Source organism: Streptomyces cynarae, assembly GCF_025642135.1.
Lineage (GTDB): Bacteria > Actinomycetota > Actinomycetes > Streptomycetales > Streptomycetaceae > Streptomyces > Streptomyces cynarae.
This window is the reverse complement of the sequence record NZ_CP106793.1, coordinates 2,911,725-2,929,387: the sequence shown is the minus strand read 5'-3', so window position 1 is coordinate 2,929,387 and position 17,663 is coordinate 2,911,725. Positions and strand designations below refer to the sequence as shown.

12 protein-coding genes are annotated in these 17,663 nt (G+C 70.9%); 6 read left to right on the top strand and 6 right to left on the bottom strand.

Annotated features, from left to right (window positions below; genetic code table 11):
* Positions 1-151: 151 nt before the first annotated feature.
* The 4 genes from N8I84_RS13665 (at position 152) to N8I84_RS13650 (ending at position 5,866) form a co-directional block, all read left to right on the top strand.
* Complete coding sequence (locus tag N8I84_RS13665) at positions 152-1,534, top strand: glycine--tRNA ligase (protein ID WP_263229795.1); 1,383 nt, start codon at positions 152-154, stop codon at positions 1,532-1,534.
* Between the two features lie 166 nt (positions 1,535-1,700).
* On the top strand, positions 1,701-4,103 hold the full coding sequence (locus N8I84_RS13660; RefSeq protein ID WP_263229794.1) for a glycosyltransferase: 2,403 nt from the start codon (positions 1,701-1,703) through the stop codon (positions 4,101-4,103).
* Between the two features lie 204 nt (positions 4,104-4,307).
* Entirely contained in the window at positions 4,308-4,751 is a 444-nt protein-coding gene (locus N8I84_RS13655; RefSeq protein ID WP_263229793.1) for a hypothetical protein, read from the top strand.
* Positions 4,752-4,891: 140 nt separating this feature from the next.
* Positions 4,892-5,866 (top strand): glycosyltransferase family 2 protein, encoded by a 975-nt coding sequence (locus N8I84_RS13650; RefSeq protein ID WP_263229792.1) that lies wholly within the window; start codon positions 4,892-4,894, stop codon positions 5,864-5,866.
* A 62-nt stretch (positions 5,867-5,928) separates the two neighbouring features.
* Here N8I84_RS13650 and N8I84_RS13645 read toward each other — a convergent pair whose 3' ends face one another.
* Both N8I84_RS13645 and N8I84_RS13640 read right to left on the bottom strand, forming a co-directional pair.
* A complete protein-coding gene (locus N8I84_RS13645; protein ID WP_263229791.1) occupies positions 5,929-6,387 on the bottom strand; it encodes a VOC family protein in 459 nt (152 codons plus the stop codon).
* Between the two features lie 139 nt (positions 6,388-6,526).
* Positions 6,527-7,954: an MFS transporter gene (locus N8I84_RS13640; protein ID WP_263229790.1), complete on the bottom strand. Its 1,428-nt coding sequence runs from the start codon at positions 7,952-7,954 to the stop codon at positions 6,527-6,529.
* 101 nt (positions 7,955-8,055) lie between these two features.
* Here N8I84_RS13640 and N8I84_RS13635 point away from each other — a divergent pair, with 101 nt between their 5' ends.
* The gene (locus N8I84_RS13635) at positions 8,056-8,976 is read left to right on the top strand and encodes a helix-turn-helix transcriptional regulator (RefSeq protein ID WP_263229789.1); all 921 of its coding nucleotides are present in this window, start codon (positions 8,056-8,058) and stop codon (positions 8,974-8,976) included.
* A 70-nt stretch (positions 8,977-9,046) separates the two neighbouring features.
* Here N8I84_RS13635 and N8I84_RS13630 read toward each other — a convergent pair whose 3' ends face one another.
* On the bottom strand, positions 9,047-10,492 hold the full coding sequence (locus tag N8I84_RS13630) for an MFS transporter (protein WP_263229788.1): 1,446 nt from the start codon (positions 10,490-10,492) through the stop codon (positions 9,047-9,049).
* Between the two features lie 82 nt (positions 10,493-10,574).
* Here N8I84_RS13630 and dusB point away from each other — a divergent pair, with 82 nt between their 5' ends.
* Positions 10,575-11,714: a tRNA dihydrouridine synthase DusB gene (dusB, locus tag N8I84_RS13625; RefSeq protein WP_263229787.1), complete on the top strand. Its 1,140-nt coding sequence runs from the start codon at positions 10,575-10,577 to the stop codon at positions 11,712-11,714.
* On the opposite strand, the gene N8I84_RS13620 is transcribed toward dusB, so the two are convergent.
* The 3 genes from N8I84_RS13620 to N8I84_RS13610 all read right to left on the bottom strand — a co-directional run bounded on the left by N8I84_RS13620 (position 11,715) and on the right by N8I84_RS13610 (position 17,541).
* A complete protein-coding gene (locus N8I84_RS13620) occupies positions 11,715-13,691 on the bottom strand; it encodes an alkaline phosphatase family protein (RefSeq protein ID WP_390898889.1) in 1,977 nt (658 codons plus the stop codon).
* Between the two features lie 284 nt (positions 13,692-13,975).
* On the bottom strand, positions 13,976-15,913 hold the full coding sequence (locus tag N8I84_RS13615) for an amylo-alpha-1,6-glucosidase (RefSeq protein WP_263229786.1): 1,938 nt from the start codon (positions 15,911-15,913) through the stop codon (positions 13,976-13,978).
* Complete coding sequence (locus tag N8I84_RS13610; RefSeq protein ID WP_263229785.1) at positions 15,910-17,541, bottom strand: MGH1-like glycoside hydrolase domain-containing protein; 1,632 nt, start codon at positions 17,539-17,541, stop codon at positions 15,910-15,912. The genes N8I84_RS13615 and N8I84_RS13610 overlap by 4 nt, the downstream gene beginning before the upstream one ends.
* Positions 17,542-17,663: the final 122 nt, after the last annotated feature.

Here is a 17,663-nt window from a genome sequence, read left to right as displayed (position 1 = left end):
TTCATCAAACATGGAAACCGTTGTCAACAAGCTCCGGTGCGGGCTTGTGGACGGCACCGATTTGATTGAGGGGGAGCCACCGCCGGTACCCTGAAGCATTCGCTTTGAAGCGTCTCGCTTCGTCGCCCGTCGTCGTAATGAAGAGAGCACCGTGGCCGCCGACAAGATCGACACCATCGTCAGCCTGAGCAAGCGCCGTGGCTTCGTATTCCCCTGCAGCGAGATCTACGGCGGTCAGCGTGCCGCCTGGGACTACGGACCGCTGGGTGTCGAGCTCAAGGAGAACATCAAGCGCCAGTGGTGGCGCTACATGGTGACGTCGCGCGAGGACGTCGTCGGTATCGACTCGTCGGTGATCCTGGCGACCGAGGTCTGGGTGGCCTCCGGTCACGTCGCCACCTTCACCGACCCGCTCACCGAGTGCACCTCCTGTCACAAGCGCTTCCGTGCCGACCACCTGGAGGAGGCGTACGAGGCCAAGCACGGCCGCCTCCCGGAGAACGGCCTCGCGGACATCAACTGCCCCAACTGCGGCAACAAGGGCCAGTTCACCGAGCCGAAGCAGTTCTCGGGTCTGCTCTCCACCCACCTCGGCCCGACGCAGGACAGCGGCTCCATCGCGTACCTGCGCCCCGAGACCGCGCAGGGCATCTTCACCAACTTCCTCCAGGTCCAGCAGACCTCGCGCCGCAAGCCGCCGTTCGGCATCGCGCAGATGGGCAAGTCGTTCCGCAACGAGATCACGCCGGGCAACTTCATCTTCCGCACCCGCGAGTTCGAGCAGATGGAGATGGAGTTCTTCGTCAAGCCGGGCGAGGACGAGAAGTGGCACGAGTACTGGATGCAGGAGCGCTGGAACTGGTATACGGGTCTCGGCCTGCGTGAGGAGAACATGCGCTGGTACGAGCACCCGAAGGAGAAGCTCTCCCACTACTCCAAGCGCACCGCCGACATCGAGTACCGCTTCCAGTTCGGCGGCAACGAGTGGGGTGAGCTGGAGGGCGTCGCCAACCGCACGGACTACGACCTCACCGCGCACTCCAAGGCCTCCGGCCAGGACCTCTCCTACTTCGACCAGGAGGCCGGCGAGCGCTGGACGCCGTTCGTCATCGAGCCCGCGGCGGGTGTCGGGCGCACCATGCTGGCGTTCCTGCTCGACGCGTACGTCGAGGACGAGGCGCCCAACGCCAAGGGCAAGATGGAGAAGCGCACGGTGCTGCGCCTCGACCACCGCCTGGCTCCCGTGAAGGTCGCGGTGCTGCCGCTGTCCCGGAACCCGGAGCTGTCGCCGAAGGCCAAGGGCCTCGCGCAGGCGCTGCGGAAGCACTGGAACATCGAGTTCGACGACGCGGGCGCGATCGGCCGCCGCTACCGCCGCCAGGACGAGATCGGTACGCCGTACTGCGTGACGGTGGACTTCGACACGCTGGAGGACAACGCGGTGACGGTGCGTGAGCGCGACTCCATGAAGCAGGAGCGCGTGTCTCTCGACCAGATCGAGGGGTACCTGGCCGGTCGCCTCCTGGGCTGCTAGGCGCCGGGCGCTCGACGCGGGACGAGGACGCCGGGCGGACTGGAGGGTCTCCAGTCCGCCCGGCGTCCTTTGTTCGGATTCTCGCCAGGTGCCGCCCGGGTGAATGTGCGGTCGGCAGGTGCTGCCGGAGCCACTGGGAAGCAAAAAGGATCTTCATACTGCGTGCATGCGGACACAGGAGAAGATTCCCGCCCTGATCCATCAGACCTGGAAAGACACCGACGTACCTGAGAAGTGGCGCAAGTGGGTCGATTCCTGGCGTCTGCATCACCCCGGCTGGGGATACCGGCTGTGGACCGACGCGGACAACCGCGCCTTCCTCCAGGAGCACTATCCCTGGTTCCTGCCGGTGTACGACGGCTACCCGGAAGCGATCATGCGGGCCGACGCGATCCGCTACTTCCTGCTCGATCATTTCGGCGGGCTCTACGTGGACATGGACTTCGAGTGCCTGAAGCCGGTCGACGCACTCCTCGACGGACGCGAACTCGTCCTCGGCTGCGAACCCGAGGCTCACACGCGTCTGCTGCAGGCCCGCCGGAGCGGATTCGGCCGCATCGTCGGCAACGCGTTCATCGCGTCACGGCCGGGCCACCCCTTCTGGGCCCATGTGCACCGGCAGCTGGTCGGCGCTCACAGGGCGCCCGGTGCTCTGGAGGCCACAGGCCCCTTCTTCCTCACCAGGGCCGTCGACAGCGCCCCGGAGCCCGCCTCGGTCACGGTCCTCGGGTCGGAAGTCCTCTATCCCGAGGTGAGCCCGTATGCGGCAGAGCTGTTCGGCCCTCAGGAAGCCGACTACGAGCGTGCGTACGCCGTGCACCACTGGTCCGGCAGCTGGGTGCGGGACGACTCCGGTGCAGTGCGGATCTCGACCGGCAGGCGGTTCCGCTTCTGGGCGAGCCAGGGGCTGCAACCGCTCGCCGACGGTCAGCTCGGTCCTGACGCCCAGCGGCGCCGCTGGGCCTCGGGCGCGCCCGCGCCCACGGTGTCCTGCCTGATGGTGACCAAGGGCCGCCTGGCGATGGCGAGCCGCGCGATCGCCTGCTTCCGTGCGCAGACGTACCGCGCACTGGAGCTGGTCGTCGTGGACGACGGCACCGACGACGCCCTCGAGCGGTACATCCGGGAGATGGGCGACCCGCGGATCCGCCATCACCGGCTCCCTCCGGAGGGGCGGACGCTCGGCGAACTGCGCAACGAGGCGGTGGACCGGGCCACCGGGCCCTACGTATGCCAGTGGGACGACGACGACCTGTACGACCCGGAGCGGGTCGAGTCGCAGATGGCGGCGATCCTCGCCCTCGGCGCAGAGGCATGTTTCCTCGCCCGTGAACGTCTGTGGTGGCCCGCTCGCCACAAGCTCGCGATCTCCTGCGCGCGGGTCTGGGAAGGATCGATGATCTGCGCCAAGGACCGGATGCCGCGCTATCCGGCGCAACGCCGGGGCGAGGACACGCCGGTGGCGGAAGAGGTGGTCCGCACCTGCCGGGTCGTCTCCATCGACGCGCCGGAGCTGTACACCTACATCTGCCACGGCGGCAACACGTTCAACGAGTCGCATTTCGCCGAGCACTTCGAGGTGGCGACCCAGGTCTGGGCCGAACCCGGCGCGTACGCCGAGCGGTTGCTGGCCATGGCGACCCGGCTGCCGATCGAGCCGCGGGACATCGCACACGCCGAGACCGGCGCCGCCGCCGCGCGAGCGGCCGACGAACGACCGCGTACGGCTGCCGAGTCGGCTCCGGGCCCGGCGAGCGAGCGGCCCCTCGTGCTGGTGCTCACGCCCCTGAAGGACGCGGCCGCGCACCTGCCCGGCTATCTGGAGAAACTGCGCTCCCTGGACTATCCGCGCGAGGCGATCTCCCTGGGCCTGCTGGAGGGCGACAGCGAGGACTCGACGCCGGAACTGCTGCGGCAGGTCCTGCCCGGCCTCGAGGCGGAGTACCGGCGGGTCACCCTCGTCCACCGCGACTTCGGCCTCCACGCTGCCGGGCCGCGCTGGGAGCCGGGCCTCCAGCGCCGGCGCCGGTCGGTGCTGGCCAAGGTGCGCAACCATCTGCTCACCCGGGCCCTGGCCGACGAGGAGTGGGTGCTGTGGCTCGATGTGGATGTCACCGACTACCCGGCCGACCTGATCCAGCGGCTGCTCGGAGCGCGCAAGGACATCGTCGTCCCGCACTGTGCCACCACGGCCGGGGGACCCACGTACGACCTCAACACCTTCGTCCTCCACCCCGGCGCCGGCACGCTCAACTGGTCCCAGTGGCTTCGCGACGGCATTCTGCAGCCGCCCAGGGGGTTCGGCCGGATCTACCTCGACGAGCTGCGCGGCAGAGGGCTTCTCCGGGTGGACTCGGTCGGTGGCACCGTGCTGCTGGTCCGCGCCGACCTGCACCGTGACGGCCTGATCTTTCCGCCCTTCCCGTACCAGTACCTCATCGAGACCGAGGGCCTGGCCGCGATGGCCCGGGACATGGGCACCGCCTGCTGGGCGCTGCCGGACCTGGAAGTGCTGCATCCGCTCCCCGTCCCGGATCAGGCCGACACCGCGGTGCTGTCCCCGTCCTGAACGAAGCGGTGCCGGGCCTGCCGGACGGGGACACCTTGCCTGGGGCCCCGCCACTCGCGTTGGTGCCTCGGTGGCCCCCGCCACTCGCACGGTGTAATCGTTTTGCCACGGACAGTATGCAAATCCTACGGTGGCGCTGCTGTCCCTGGCGTGAAGGTCGCCGGTTGTCGGGGCGGCTCCCTCCCTCGAAAGGAAGGCACCACCGTGAAAGCTCGTGTCATGTCCTCCCTGGCTCTGCCGGCCGCACTGGCGACCGCCGGACTGCTCAACACCGCGGAGGCCGCCTACGCCGCCGCCCTCGGCCAGGAAACGCTCGCGGCGTCGGCCCCGTACGCGTACCAAGGGCAGCCGATGAGCGGCGACGTCACCCTCATACCGGGGGACGATCACCCCTGCCAGAACTTGGCGAACGTCACGATCGGCAACTACGGCCGCTGCTGCCCACCGATCGGCAACGTCACCATCAGCAACTACGGCCACTGCTGCCCCCCCATCGCCAACGTCACCATCAGCGACTACGGCCACTGCTGCGCGCCCGTGGCCAACATGACCATTTGTGACTACGGTCACCACCAAGATCATCACAGCTCCGGCCGCTACTCCGACTACGCCGACCGCGACTACGCGGGCACCCTCGGCATCGGCTAGCACCTGATCGGCGGGTCCGCTGCGACGTGGCCCTGGCACAGGGCGGGGGGGGGGCCGCCCGCGCCCGACATAGCGCAGGCCTGCCGCCCGTGGTCCGGGCTCCTCGTCCCTCCCCTTCCGTTCCGAGCGAAAGACGGCACATGCCCCACGGTTTCGACCCTGTGGTCTCGGTGGTCATCCCCTGCCACGACTACGCCCGCTACCTGCCCGACGCGGTGTCCAGCGTCGTCGCCCAGACGTTCCGTGACTGGGAACTCGTCATCGTCGACGACGGCAGCACCGACGACACCGCCGAGGTGGCGAAGGGCCTGATCGCCCGCCACCCCGACCGGTGCATCCGACTGCTCCAGCAGGCCAACGCCGGAGTCTCCGCCGCCCGCAACACCGGGATCGAGGCGGCCGCCGGCCGCTACATCCTTCCGCTCGACGCCGACGACGTGATCGCGCCCACGATGCTGGAGAAGACAGTCGCGGTCCTGGACGGCGACCCCGGCATCGCCATCGCGTCGACGGACGTCTTCACCTTCACCGACGACGACCTGCCCCCGCAGGCGATGCCCCTCCCCGCCTACAGCCGGGAACTGATGCTCCAGCGGCTGATCATGTTCTACTGCTCGCTGTACCGCCGTGAGGCGTGGCAGGCCGTGGGCGGGTACGACGAGAGCATGAGAGCGGGGGAGGACTGGGACTTCTGGATCGGCTGCGTCGAGCACGGTTTCGACGCCCACCACATCCATGAGCCGCTGTTCGGGGCGCGCAACAAGGACACGGGACTGCATCTGGAAGCCGCCGAGAACGACCTCGCCATCCGGGCGCGGATCGTGGTCAAACACCCGGGTCTGTACAAGCCGATCACCCGTGGCTGGGCGCACGCCGTACTCGGTCAGGACGCGGAAGCCTGTCTTCGGGACGAGAACGTGCCCGACGACATCCTCACCCGGGCCGCCGAGATGGATCAGTTCCTCGGTGCGGTCATGGCCCTGCAGCGCACCACGCGCGTGCAGTACTACCACATCCGTCGCCTGGAGAAGGCGCTGGCCGCGCACACCGGCACCACCGCCCCGCCCACGCTGGAGAGCGCCCCCGCCGCCGCGACGGCTGCCGCCGTGCACTAGGTCGCTACTGGGCCCCTACGAGGCCCCTACGAGGCTCCTACGAGGCCGCTACTGGGCCATTACTAGGCCACGCAGAACTCGTTGCCCTCCGGGTCGCGCATGACCCACCAGTGCCCGGCCGGGCCCTTGTTCACCTCCTCGACGCGCGTCGCGCCCAGGGACTCCAGGCGGGCGACGGTCGCCTCGCGGGCGTCCGGGCCGGCGTGCACGTCGAGGTGGAGGCGGTTCTTGGCGGTCTTCGGCTCGGGGACGTCCTGGAAGAGGATGCGGCGGCCCCGGCCGATGCCCGTCTCCTCGTCGTACGGGTCGTCCGGGTGCCGGACGGCGGCGAAACCCCGGAAGATCCGCGTGCCGTTGTGCTCGGCGACCGCCGCCTCCGGGAGCTGACCCGCCGTCATGAGCCGGTCGATCAGCGCGCTGTTGTCCTCCACCTCGTACCCCAGCGCCGCCGCCCAGAAGTCCGCGAGAGCGGGAGCGTCGTGCGTGTCGACGACCAGTTTCCAGTCCAGTGTGGCTGCCATGCAGCCACTATCCCGGCCGGCACCTGGGCCCGTCCTGGAGATCACGGAGGAGGAGGTGGCCGCGGCGCGGGAGCACACGGCGGCCCCGCACCCGTCTCACCGGCGTGCGGGGCCGCGTCCGGCCGTCGACTTCGGCGGACTAGCTGATCGTGCGCGGCAGGCGCAGGCTCAGGGCGGCCGTCAGGGCGATGCCGGCCAGCTGCACCAGCAGCGTCGTCACCAGGGCGTCGCGCATGCCCATGCCCGGCACCAGCGTCAGGAACAGCGTGCCGAGCGTCGCCACGCCCAGCGCCAGCGCCGACTGCTGCGTCGTCACCATGACACCGCCGCCGACGCCCGCCCGCGCCGTCGGCACCTCGGACAGGACGATCCGCATGATGATCGGGAGCTGGAGCGCCTGGCCCGCGCCCGCCACCGCCGCGCCCGGCAGCAGCTCCCACACGCCCAGGTGCGGCCAGGAGCGCCAGGCGGTCAGGACCAGCAACCCGATGCCGACCGCCTGGATCAGCCCCCCGGCGGTCACCACCCGGGTGCCGAAGCGGGAGACCAGCCGCGGCCCGTACAGCGAGACCACGAAGAACGCCAGCGCCATCGGCGTCAGCGCCAGACCCGCGGAGACCGGACCGAGCCCCGCGCCCTGCTGCAGCGACACCGCGATCACGAACATGAATCCGCTGAACCCGATCGAGAACGGCACCATCATCACCAGTCCACGCCGCAGCGAGGTGAGCGCGAACAGGCTCGGCGGCACCAGCGGCGTACGGCCCTGCCGGTCCGCGCGGCGCTCCACCGCGTAGAACGCCCACGCCGCGAACGGGAACGCGGCCAGTGCCAGCCAGGTCCACAGCGGCCAGCCCGCGGCCCGGCCCTCGGTCAGCGGCGCCAGCAGGGTCAGCAGCGAGACGGCGAGCAGGACCGTGCCGGGCCCGTCCACCGGCTCCGGGTGCTGCGAGCGGGTCTCCGGGACCGCCCGCGCGCCCAGGAACAGGCCGACCGCCACGACCGGCACGTTGACGAGGAACACCGAACGCCAGCCGGTGCCCCAGATGTCGGCCGCCACCAATACACCGCCGAGGATCTGCCCGGCCACCATGGACAGACCGGCCGTCGCACCGTACAGGCCCATCGCTTTGGCGCGGCGCTGCCCGCTGGTCGCCGCCTGGATCGTGGCGAGCACCTGCGGCAGCATCGCCGCGGCCGCCGCGCCCTGCGCGACCCGCGCCGCCACCAGCGTCCAGGCCGTCGGGGCGAGCCCGCACGCCAGCGAGGTCACACCGAAGGCGGCCATCCCGTAGAGGAAGAACTCACGCCGGCCGAACAGGTCGCCCAGCCGACCGCCGAGCACCAGCAGCACGGCGTACGACACCCCGTACCCGGCGACGACCAGTTCGAGGACGGACTCGCCCGCGTGCAGATCCCTGCCGATCGTCGGGAGGGCGACGTTGACGATGAAGAAGTCGATGAGGGGAAGTGCCGCGCCCAGCAGCACCGTGAACAGTCCGAGCCCGCCCAGCCGTGGGGTCGCCACCGGTGAGCGGACAGTAGGGGAAGTGAGAGTCTCGGTCACACCAGCAAGGCTCCGCCGACCCTCAGCCTGGTACCAGAGTGTCTTTATCCTGGTACCAGGACTACCTGGAAACAGGCTCCGCGGAGCGGCAGGCTGGGGGCATGGCGACGATGGCGCAGGAGACGGTGGCGGTCCGCGAGACACGGACGGACCGGGAGGCGGAGGCGCCCGACCGGCGCGCATCCGAGATCCGGCGGTATGAACTGGCCGCGTTCCTGCGGCACCGCCGCGAGCACATCACCCCCGAGCAGGTCGGGCTGCCCCGCGGTCGGCGCCGCCGCACCCCCGGGCTGCGCCGTGAGGAGATCGCGCACCTCGCCGCGGTCGGTGTCACCTGGTACACCTGGCTCGAGCAGGCCCGGGACATCCAGGTGTCCGTCCAGGTCCTCGACGCCCTCGCCCGCACGCTGCTGCTCGACGCCAGCGAGCGGGCCCATCTGTTCAACCTGGCCGGTGCCGTCGACCCGGCACCCGGCGCGCACTGCCCGTCTGTCACCGAGGCCCAGCGCATCCTGCTGGAACAGCTCGAACCGCTCCCGGCCTGCATCTCCAACAGCCGGTACGACATCCTCGCCTACAACCGCACCTACGGGCTGTTGATGTGCGACCTCGACGCCGTCCCGCCGGCGGACCGCAACTGCATGGTGCTGTGCTACACGCACCCGGACTGGCGGGCGGCGATCGTCGAGCACGAGGCGACGATGCGGCTGATGGCCGCCAAGTTCCGCGCCAACATGGCCGACCACCTCGGTGAGCCCGCCTGGAAGATGCTGCTCAACCGGCTGATGACGGAGTCCGCCGAGTTCCGCGAGGCCTGGGAACGGCACGAGGTGGTCGGCTCCCGCAGCAAGCGCAAGCAGTTCCGCAACGCCCACGTGGGCTTGCTGACTCTCGACCACACCGATCTGTGGCTCGGTCCGCACAACGGGCCCCGGATGGTGACGTACGCGCCGGCGGACCGGGAGTCGCGGGAGCGGCTGGAGAAGTTGCAGGCGATCGCGTCGCAGCGGAGTGGCGCCTGACCCGTGGAGGTCCCTGGGCTGAGATGCAGGCCCTAGGCGGAGACGCAGACCCTGGGCGGAGACGCAGATCCTAGGCGGAGACGCCGGAGGCCTCACGAACCTCGGGGGACTCGAGCCGGTCAGCCGTACGCTCGGCCGTCCTCCTGGCCCACCGGCCGGTGGTGAGCGCGCCGAGTATCAGCACGGCCGCACCGCAGGCGACGAGAATCCACCAGCCGGGGCGGGCTGCCGAGACGAACGTCTGCCTGTACGCCGACGCCGTCACGCCGGAGGCCAGCACCGCGCCGACCACCGCCACGCCGAGGGTCTGGCCGAGCTGGCGGCTGGTGGAGGCGACCGCCGCGGCGACGCCGGCCTGGGCGCGGGGCATGCCGGAGACGGCGGTGTTGGTGATGGGGGCGTTGACGAAGCCGAAGCCGATGCCGAACAGGACGTAGCCGACGAGCAGCGTGGTGTTCGACGTCTCCGCCTCGAAGGCCGCGAACAGCACCGCGCTCGCGGTCATCGCACAGCCCGCCACCAGCAGCGGCAGGCGTGGCCCGCGGTTGCCGACCAGGCGGCCGGACAGCGGTGCGCACAGCATCGTCGGGGCCGCCAGCGCCAGCATCCACAGGCCCGCGTGCAGCGCGTCCAGTCCGCGTACGTTCTGCAGGTAGAGCGTGGACAGGAACAGGAAGCCGCCGAGGGCCGCGAACGCGCTGATGGCGATCACCGTGGCCCCGCTGAACGGCGCCGAGCGGAAGAAGCGCAGGTCGATGAGCGGTTCGGCGCGGCGCGGCTCGTACCAGAACAGGCCGAGCAGGGCCGCGAACGCGACCACGGCGAACGGGACGATCCTTGCTGCACTCGCGTCCGGGGCCTCGATGATCGTGTACGTCAGGCAGCCGAACAGGGCGATCACCAGCAGCTGGCCGACCGGGTCGGGGCGACGCGCCTTGGGCGCCCGGGACTCGGGGACGAAGCGCAGGGTGAGCAGGAGCGCGGCCAGTCCGACCGGCAGGTTGACCCAGAAGATCGAACGCCAGCCGACCGACTCCACCAGCAGCCCGCCGACCAGTGGGCCCGCGGCCATGGATATGCCGACCACGGCGCCCCACGCTCCGATCGCGCGGGCGCGTTCACGGGCGTCGGTGAAGGTGTTGGTGATGATCGACATCGCGACCGGGTTGAGCATCGAACCGCCCACCGCCTGCACCATGCGGAACACGACCAGCAGTTCGAGGTTCGGCGCGAGCGAGCACAGCAGGGAGCCGACGCTGAAGACGATCAGGCCCGCCATGAAGACGCGCTTGCGGCCGATCCGGTCGGCCGTCGAACCCGCGAGCATCAGCAGCGAGGCCAGGACCAGCGTGTACGCGTCGATCGTCCACTGGAGGCCGGCCACGCTCGCATGCAGTTCCCGCTGCATAGAGGGCAGCGCCACGTTCAGGACGGTGTTGTCGAGGCTCACGATCAGCAGGCTCATGCAGCAGATCGCGAGCACCAGCAGACGTCGGCGATGGCTGAGCTCGGGCATGCGGTCCATCGTACGCCCGCATTGATAGTGTGTCTAACTAATGAGTGCTACATGGTCATTGCCGATACGCGACAATGGGGCAATGCCCACCGAGTCCCTCTTGCAGATCGGCCCGCACACCGTCCAGCCGCCCGTCGTGCTCGCGCCCATGGCCGGGATCACGAACGCGCCGTTCCGCACGCTGTGCCGAGAGTTCAGTGGCGGCAAGGGCCTGTTCGTGAGCGAGATGATCACGACGCGGGCGCTGGTCGAGCGCAACGACAAGACCATGCAGCTGATCAAGTTCGACGCGAGCGAGCGGCCGCGGTCGATCCAGTTGTACGGCGTGGACCCGGCGACCGTCGGCAAGGCCGTCCGCATGATCGCGGAGGAGGACCTCGCCGACCACATCGACCTCAACTTCGGCTGCCCGGTGCCGAAGGTGACCCGCAAGGGCGGCGGCTCCGCGCTGCCGTACAAGCGGAACCTGCTGCGGGCGATCCTGCGCGAGGCGGTCAGCGGGGCCGGCGACCTCCCGGTCACCATGAAGATGCGCAAGGGCATCGACGACGACCACATCACCTACCTCGACGCCGGGCGGATCGCCGTCGAGGAGGGCGTGACGGCCATCGCGCTGCACGGGCGTACGGCCGCCCAGCACTACGGCGGCACGGCGGACTGGGACGCCATCGCGCGGCTGAAGGAGCATGTGCCGGAGATCCCGGTGCTGGGCAACGGCGACATCTGGTCGGCCGAGGACGCGCTGCGGATGGTGCGCGAGACGGGCTGCGACGGGGTCGTCGTGGGGCGCGGCTGCCTGGGGCGGCCGTGGCTGTTCGCGGACCTGGTGGCCGCTTTCGAGGGGCGGACGGAGGACATCGCCAGGCCGACCCTCCGCGAGGTCGCCGACGTCATGGTCCGGCACGCCACCCTGCTCGGCGAGTGGCTCGGCGACGAGGCGCGGGGCGTCATCGACTTCCGCAAGCACGTGGCCTGGTACCTGAAGGGCTTCGCGATCGGCTCCGAGATGCGCAAGCGGCTCGCGATCACCTCCTCCCTTCAGGAGCTGCGGGCCGGCCTGGACGAGCTGGACCTCGACCAGCCCTGGCCGTCCGGCGCCGACGGGCCCCGCGGCCGTACGTCCGGCAACAACCGGGTGGTGCTGCCGGACGGCTGGCTGAAGGACCCGTACGACTGCGCGGGGGTCGGCGAGGACGCGGAGCTCGACACCTCCGGAGGCTGATCAGTCCGCGGAGGGGTGCGGCGTGGAGCCGTACGCCGTCAGGAAGCGGTCGCGGAAGGAACTCATCTTCCATACCGGCGCGTTGTGCGCGGGCCGCAGGCCGTCCGTCCAGCCCCAGCCCGCGATCCTGTCGAGGACCTTCGGGTCCTTGGCGACGATCGCGCAGGGGACGTCATGGCTGGCGTGGTTGCCGCTGACGTGGGCGTTCGCCTGGTGGTCGCCGAGGAAGACGAGCACGGTGTCGTCGTTGCCGTAGCGCTCCAGGAACTGGGTGAGGGCGGTCACCGAGTACTGGACGGACTTGCCGTACTCCTCCTTGGAGTGGGTGTCGCTGGTGTAGGTGTAGTCGGGCTTGTTGCCCGCCTTCTGGATGGCGTCGAAGATCGAGCCGTTGCCCAGTTGGTCCCAGCCGACCATCTTCGGGATGGGCGCCCAGGGGGTGTGGCTGGAGGTCAGGATGATCTCCGACATCAGCGGCTTGTCGCGCTTCCTGCCGTGCTCCAGGCGCTGGAACGCCTCGAGCGCGTACTGGTCGGGCATGGTGGACCAGCTGAACTTCGGGCCCTTGTAGCCCATCTCGAAGGCGTTGTAGACCTTGTCGAGGCCGTAGTACTTCTGCTCCGGCCAGCCCTTCTGCACACCGGGCATGATGCCCACGGTGTCCCAGGCGCCGGTCTTCTTGAACACCTTGGTGAGGCTGAGGTGGTCGCTGGTGGTGACGGTGCGGTAGCGGTTCTGGTTGTCGATCCACAGGCCCGACAGGAACGTGGAGTGGCCGAGCCAGCTGCTGCCGCCGTACGTCGCCGAGGTCAGCCAGCCGCTCTTGGCGTGGAAGCCGGCCTTGGCGAGGGCCTGGGTGCTGGTGTCGAGGGTCTTGTCGACGCCGGGTGCCATGATCGGGTCCTCGATGGCACTGCGGCCGTAGCTCTCGATGAACGTGAAGATCATGTCCTTGCCGCGCAGATCGGGCACGAGCTGCGAGCCCGGGGTGGCCCCGAAGGCGTCGACCCTGGCGGTCTTCGCGAAGTCCCGCTCGTCCCTGAGGGTCTGACGGACGAGGTCGGAGCGGGCCTTGAGCATCGTGACGGTGCGTTCGGCGGCCAGCGGCACACCGCCGAACTGGAGGCCGAGGACCGTGCAGGTCATCCACACCATGCTGAGCACGAGGACGGTACGGGTGGTGGTGGTGCGGTGCCGGGCCATGACGTTGCCGAGCCGCACGACCGAGAGCGCCGAGACGGCGAGGACGACGAGGACGATCGCGACGGCCGCGAGCAGGACTCCCAGGGCGCCCGCCTGGCCCAGGGTGTCCTGGAGGTAGGAGTAGGCGTCGCTGAGGAGGGGCCAGTCGAGGACGGCGTTGAAGTCGCGGCCGAGGTACTGGTAGAAGCCGGCGTCCAGCAGGTTGAGCATGGTCTGCACGCCGAGTGCGACACCGCCGACCCAGGCGACGACCAGCCGCGGCCGCCGGGGAAGAGCGGTCAGCACGACGCCCGCGATCAGCGCCTCCACCGGTATCCGCGTGAACATGGCCGGCCGGAAGCTCGCGAGCCTGTTGGGCATGACGAGCGAGACGACGACGAGGACACCGGCGAGCACGGTGACCGTGATACCGAGGACGCGGGCGGCGGCCGGGCGATCGGCCCGCCAGGTGCGCCAGCGGAAGCGGTGACGGGGGCCGTCGGCTATGCCGGCCCGGTTTTCCACCGCTCCGGTTTCCGCCGCCTCGCTGTGGGCGGTGGGGGTGTCCTCGGCGGTAGGGATGTCCTTGGCGGTGGGGGTGTCCTTGGCGGTGGGGGTGTCCTCGGCCGTGCGGGCGTCCTCGGCGTCCGGCTCCGTCGTACGGTCGGCGGGCTCGTCCGGAGCGACGGGCTCCGCCTCCGGCACCGGCCGCTCGTCCTCCTCCGCCGGCAGGACCCCGTCGGTGGCCGCCCCCGCCTTGCTCGTCGTGTGTGGTGCGCGCGTGTTGAGAGGCAACCCGAGGGTCCTTCCGTGCGAAGCCCGTGGTGGAGGGCGGGCCACGCTGGGGAGGCCGGCCCGCCGTCATCCCGTACGGGTGGCCGGGTACATGCGTTCACCACGGCGCCCCAGCACCCGGCAAACACCCGGCAAATCCCAGGTCAACCACTCCGGGAGCACGTCGTGGCAGAGGCGGGGCGTCGGGAAGGAGCCGCCCCGGGGCCGCGCGCCGCCCGCCCATTGGCTCCGCGCGGTCCCGGGTGTCTGTGGGGGCTGTGCCCTGCTCGCCGCGGTGGCCGGGGCTACGCCCCGCCCACCGCCGTGAGCAGGGCGAGTGGTGTCGCCGCCGAGCGGGACTCGCGGACGCAGGCGTGCGGGTACGGCACCGGCTCCGGGTGGCTGTCGCGGCCGTACCCGGCGAGCACCTCCGGCAGCCGGTGGCCCGTCGCCGTCGCCGCGTCGACCAGGGCGTGGGCGACCGTACGGGCCTCGTCGTGCAGGCCGTAGCGGGCGAGGCCTAGCGTGATCAGCGCGTTGTCGTGCGGCCAGACCGAGCCGCGGTGGTACGACATCGGGTGGTACGCCGCCTGGCCCGCGGCCAGAGTGCGGACGCCCCAGCCCGAGAAGAAGTCCTCCTCCAGGAGGCGGCGGCCCACCAGTTCCCCGTACTCCTTGTCCAGCAGGCCCGACCACAGCAGATGCCCCGCGTCCGAGGCCAGCGCGTCCACCTGGTTGCCCTCGCCGTCCAGCGCCAGCGCCGGGAACGCCTGTTCCTCCATCCAGAAGTCCCGCTGGAAGCGGTCGCGCAGATCCGCGGCCGCCTGTTCGAGCAGCGTCGCGTACACCTCGTCCGCCCACACCGTGCGCGCCAGGTGCGCGGTGCGGCGCAGCGCGTCGTAGGCGTAGCCCTGCGCGCCCGCCGCCATCACCGGCCCGGTGGGGCGGCTCCCGTCGGCTGAGCAGATCGCGCCGGGGGAGTCCTTCCAGTTCTGGTTGGCGAGGCCGCCCTGGTCGGCGCGGTAGACAAGGTAGCCGCGCGAGGTGAGGCCGCCGTGGTCCAGCATCCAGCCGATCGCCGCTCGGGCGTGGGGCTCCAGGCGGCGAGCCATCGCCGTGTCACCGGTCTGCTCGACGTAGGCCCCGAGCAGCACCAGGAAGAGCGGCGTCGCGTCGACCGAGCCGTAGTACCGCCCGTACGGCACCTGCCCGAAGTGCGCCAGCTCACCGTGCCGCACCTCGTGCACGATCTTCCCCGGCTGGGCGACCGAACCCGCGGCGACCTCGGTCGCCTGGGTCGCGGCGAGCGCGGGCAGGGTGGCCGCCGCCGGCTCGGGTCGGTAGGGGAGCACGAAGAGGGAGGTCAGGAGTGCGTCGCGGGCGAGGAGCGTGAGGAACCAGGGCGCGCCGGCCGCCGGGACGCGCAGCTCCTCGCCGTCGGGACCCGTCGCCGGGACCTGGAGCGCGGCCAGGTCGGACAGGCCCCGCGCACAGGCCGTGGCCAGCTCGGGCCAGCCGGTGGGGAAGGCGATGCCTTCCATGAACTCGCCCTCCAGGCGGAGGAGTCGGTGGTTGGCGGCGGCCGGGGACGCGGGGACCACGGGGGCCTGCACCGCCCCGTGCGGCCGGGCGGCGACCCGCAGGGACAGTTCCGCCGAGCCGTGCGGCTCCAGCTCCAGCGTCCACACAAGGCGCCGGGCGCCCGTGCCGGTCTCCTCGACGCCGTCCGGCGCGGGCTCGGCCGTGACCCTCGTACAGGAGCGCCACTCGCCGCGCCGGTACCCGAACTCCACACCGTCCTCCAGGACCCGGCGGAAGCGCACGGCACCCGTCTTCGTGTACGTACGGTGGTCGGAGCGCAGCTCGAACTGGTCCGTGAAATCGGCGTCCACGGTGACCGCGACCCGGACCGTGGTCGGCACCGGGCGGTTGCTGGTGACGCGCAGCGACTCCACGAACGCACCGTCGACGACGGCCTGTTCGCGGAAGAGCGTGTGCGCGGGCGGCTCCTGGCGGCCTCCGCGCGGCACGAGGACGCAGCGCGCCGCGTCCCCGTCGGCGACCGGCGTGAGCGTCTCGGGCACTGCGCCGTCCACGGTGAGCTGCCAGCGGCTCAGATGGCGCGCGTCCCGTACGAACAACCCGGACGGGGAGGTCGCGCCGCGCACCCCGCTGATGTCCCCGCTGTCGCTCACGGCGGCGAAGGTCCCGCCGCACACGAGCAGATGATGCCGGTCCGTCATCCCCGGCCCCCTCCCTTGTCACTCCTGTCGAACGTGCCGGTGCCCGTCGGGGACACGCCCTGTCCGGGGTGGTCGTGGAGCAGGTCGAGTGTGAGGGCGGCGGTCCAGCCGAAGCCGACCGCTCCGCACGCCTCGCCGGTGTACGGATCGACGTACTCCGCGAAGTCGGAGGTGCCCGCTGTCTCCAGCAGGGCCTCGCGCAGCGCGTCGGCGTCCGCATGCTCGCCGTGCAGGCGCAGCCCGCGCTCCAGCAGCCAGCCGGTGTTGAACCAGGCGGGCCCGCGCCAGTACCGGTGCGGATCGAAGGCCTCGCCGAGCAGGTCGTAGCTGGGCACGAGCCGGGCGGCGTCGCCGAGCGAGAAGTGCGGCCCGCGCAGGGTGCCGACCAGGGCGGTGGTGATGTCGCGCGGGAGGGTGGGCAGCAGCAGGGGGATGAGGCCGGAGACGGTGCGCTCGGGGACGAGGGCGCCGGTGGGGGAGCGGCGCTCTGATCCGAGAGCGCTGCTCCCGAAGCGCTGATCTCGACCGAGAGCACCGCTCTCCCGCGTCTCGCCCCCGTACACGTCCCGGCAGAAGAACATCCCCTCCACCGGGTCCCACAGCCGGTCGATCAGAGCCTCCGTCAGGCGCTCCGCGCGGGCGTGCCGTGCCGTCCCCGGTGCGCCCAGCTCCTGTGCGATACGGGCCAGCGCGTGCTCCGACGCGATCAGCAGCGCGTTGAACGCCGGGTCCTCCACCGCGAAGCCGCCCACCCGTCTCCCCCCACCACCCTCAACCGAGGCCCTACGGGCCGCCCCCTTGTCTGTTCCGTCGGCGTATCCGCCGTCGCGGTACTCCGTCGCCAGTCGGACGTACCGCCCGTAGTCCAGATCCGTCGGCCGGTCCTCCGGCGCGCCGTGGGCCAGGTCGGCGCGGCGGAACGAGCGGGCCGGGGCCGGGGTGATCCGGGACAGCGGCGCGTCCCAGGCGGGGCTGTTGTCCATGCCCTGCTCCCAGGGATGCACCACCGAGGCCAGCCCGCCCCCGCCCAGGTCGCGGCGGTGCAGCAGATAGCGGTGCCAGGCCGCCAGGTGCGGGTACACCCGGGCGAGGAAGCCGCGGGCCAGGGACAGCCCCGGGTCGGCCAGGTGCACCAGCCAGGCCGCCAGCGCGTGTACCGGTGGCTGCACGATGCCCGAGGTCTGTACGGTGCGCGGGGCGCCCGCGGCGCGCCCGGCCGTGGAGGAGCGCCAGAAGTCCGGGCTCGGGAAGTACGCGTCGAAGGGCACGGAGGGGTTGAACACGATGTGCGGGATCCGCCCGTCCGCCCACTGTGCGTCCAGCAGCGTCTCCAGCTCGGTCTGCGCCCGTAACGGTGAGATGTGGCGCAGCCCGATCGCGATGAACGCCGAGTCCCAGGACCACTGGTGCGGGTACAGCCCGCGCGAGGGGACCGTGGACGTCCCCGTCCAGTTGGCGTCGAGTACCCGCGCCGCCCTGACGTGCAGCGATCCCGGAACGGCGGGATCGTGTACAGGTGCCCCGGAAGGGGTGGTCCCACCGGGGCGGGACGCGGTCGGTGAGCCCGGGGGGCGCACGGGAAGCGCCGGTTCCGTACGGCGGGCGGTGAGTTGGGTCGTGCGCTCCACTCAGGTCTCCCCGAAAGACGTGCGACCGAACGGTTCGGCGCGGTTCGGCAGTGGCTACCGTAGGGTTACGTCTATTTAACACGCAAAACTCAATATGTAATGCAGGATCGGTGAACGCAAGG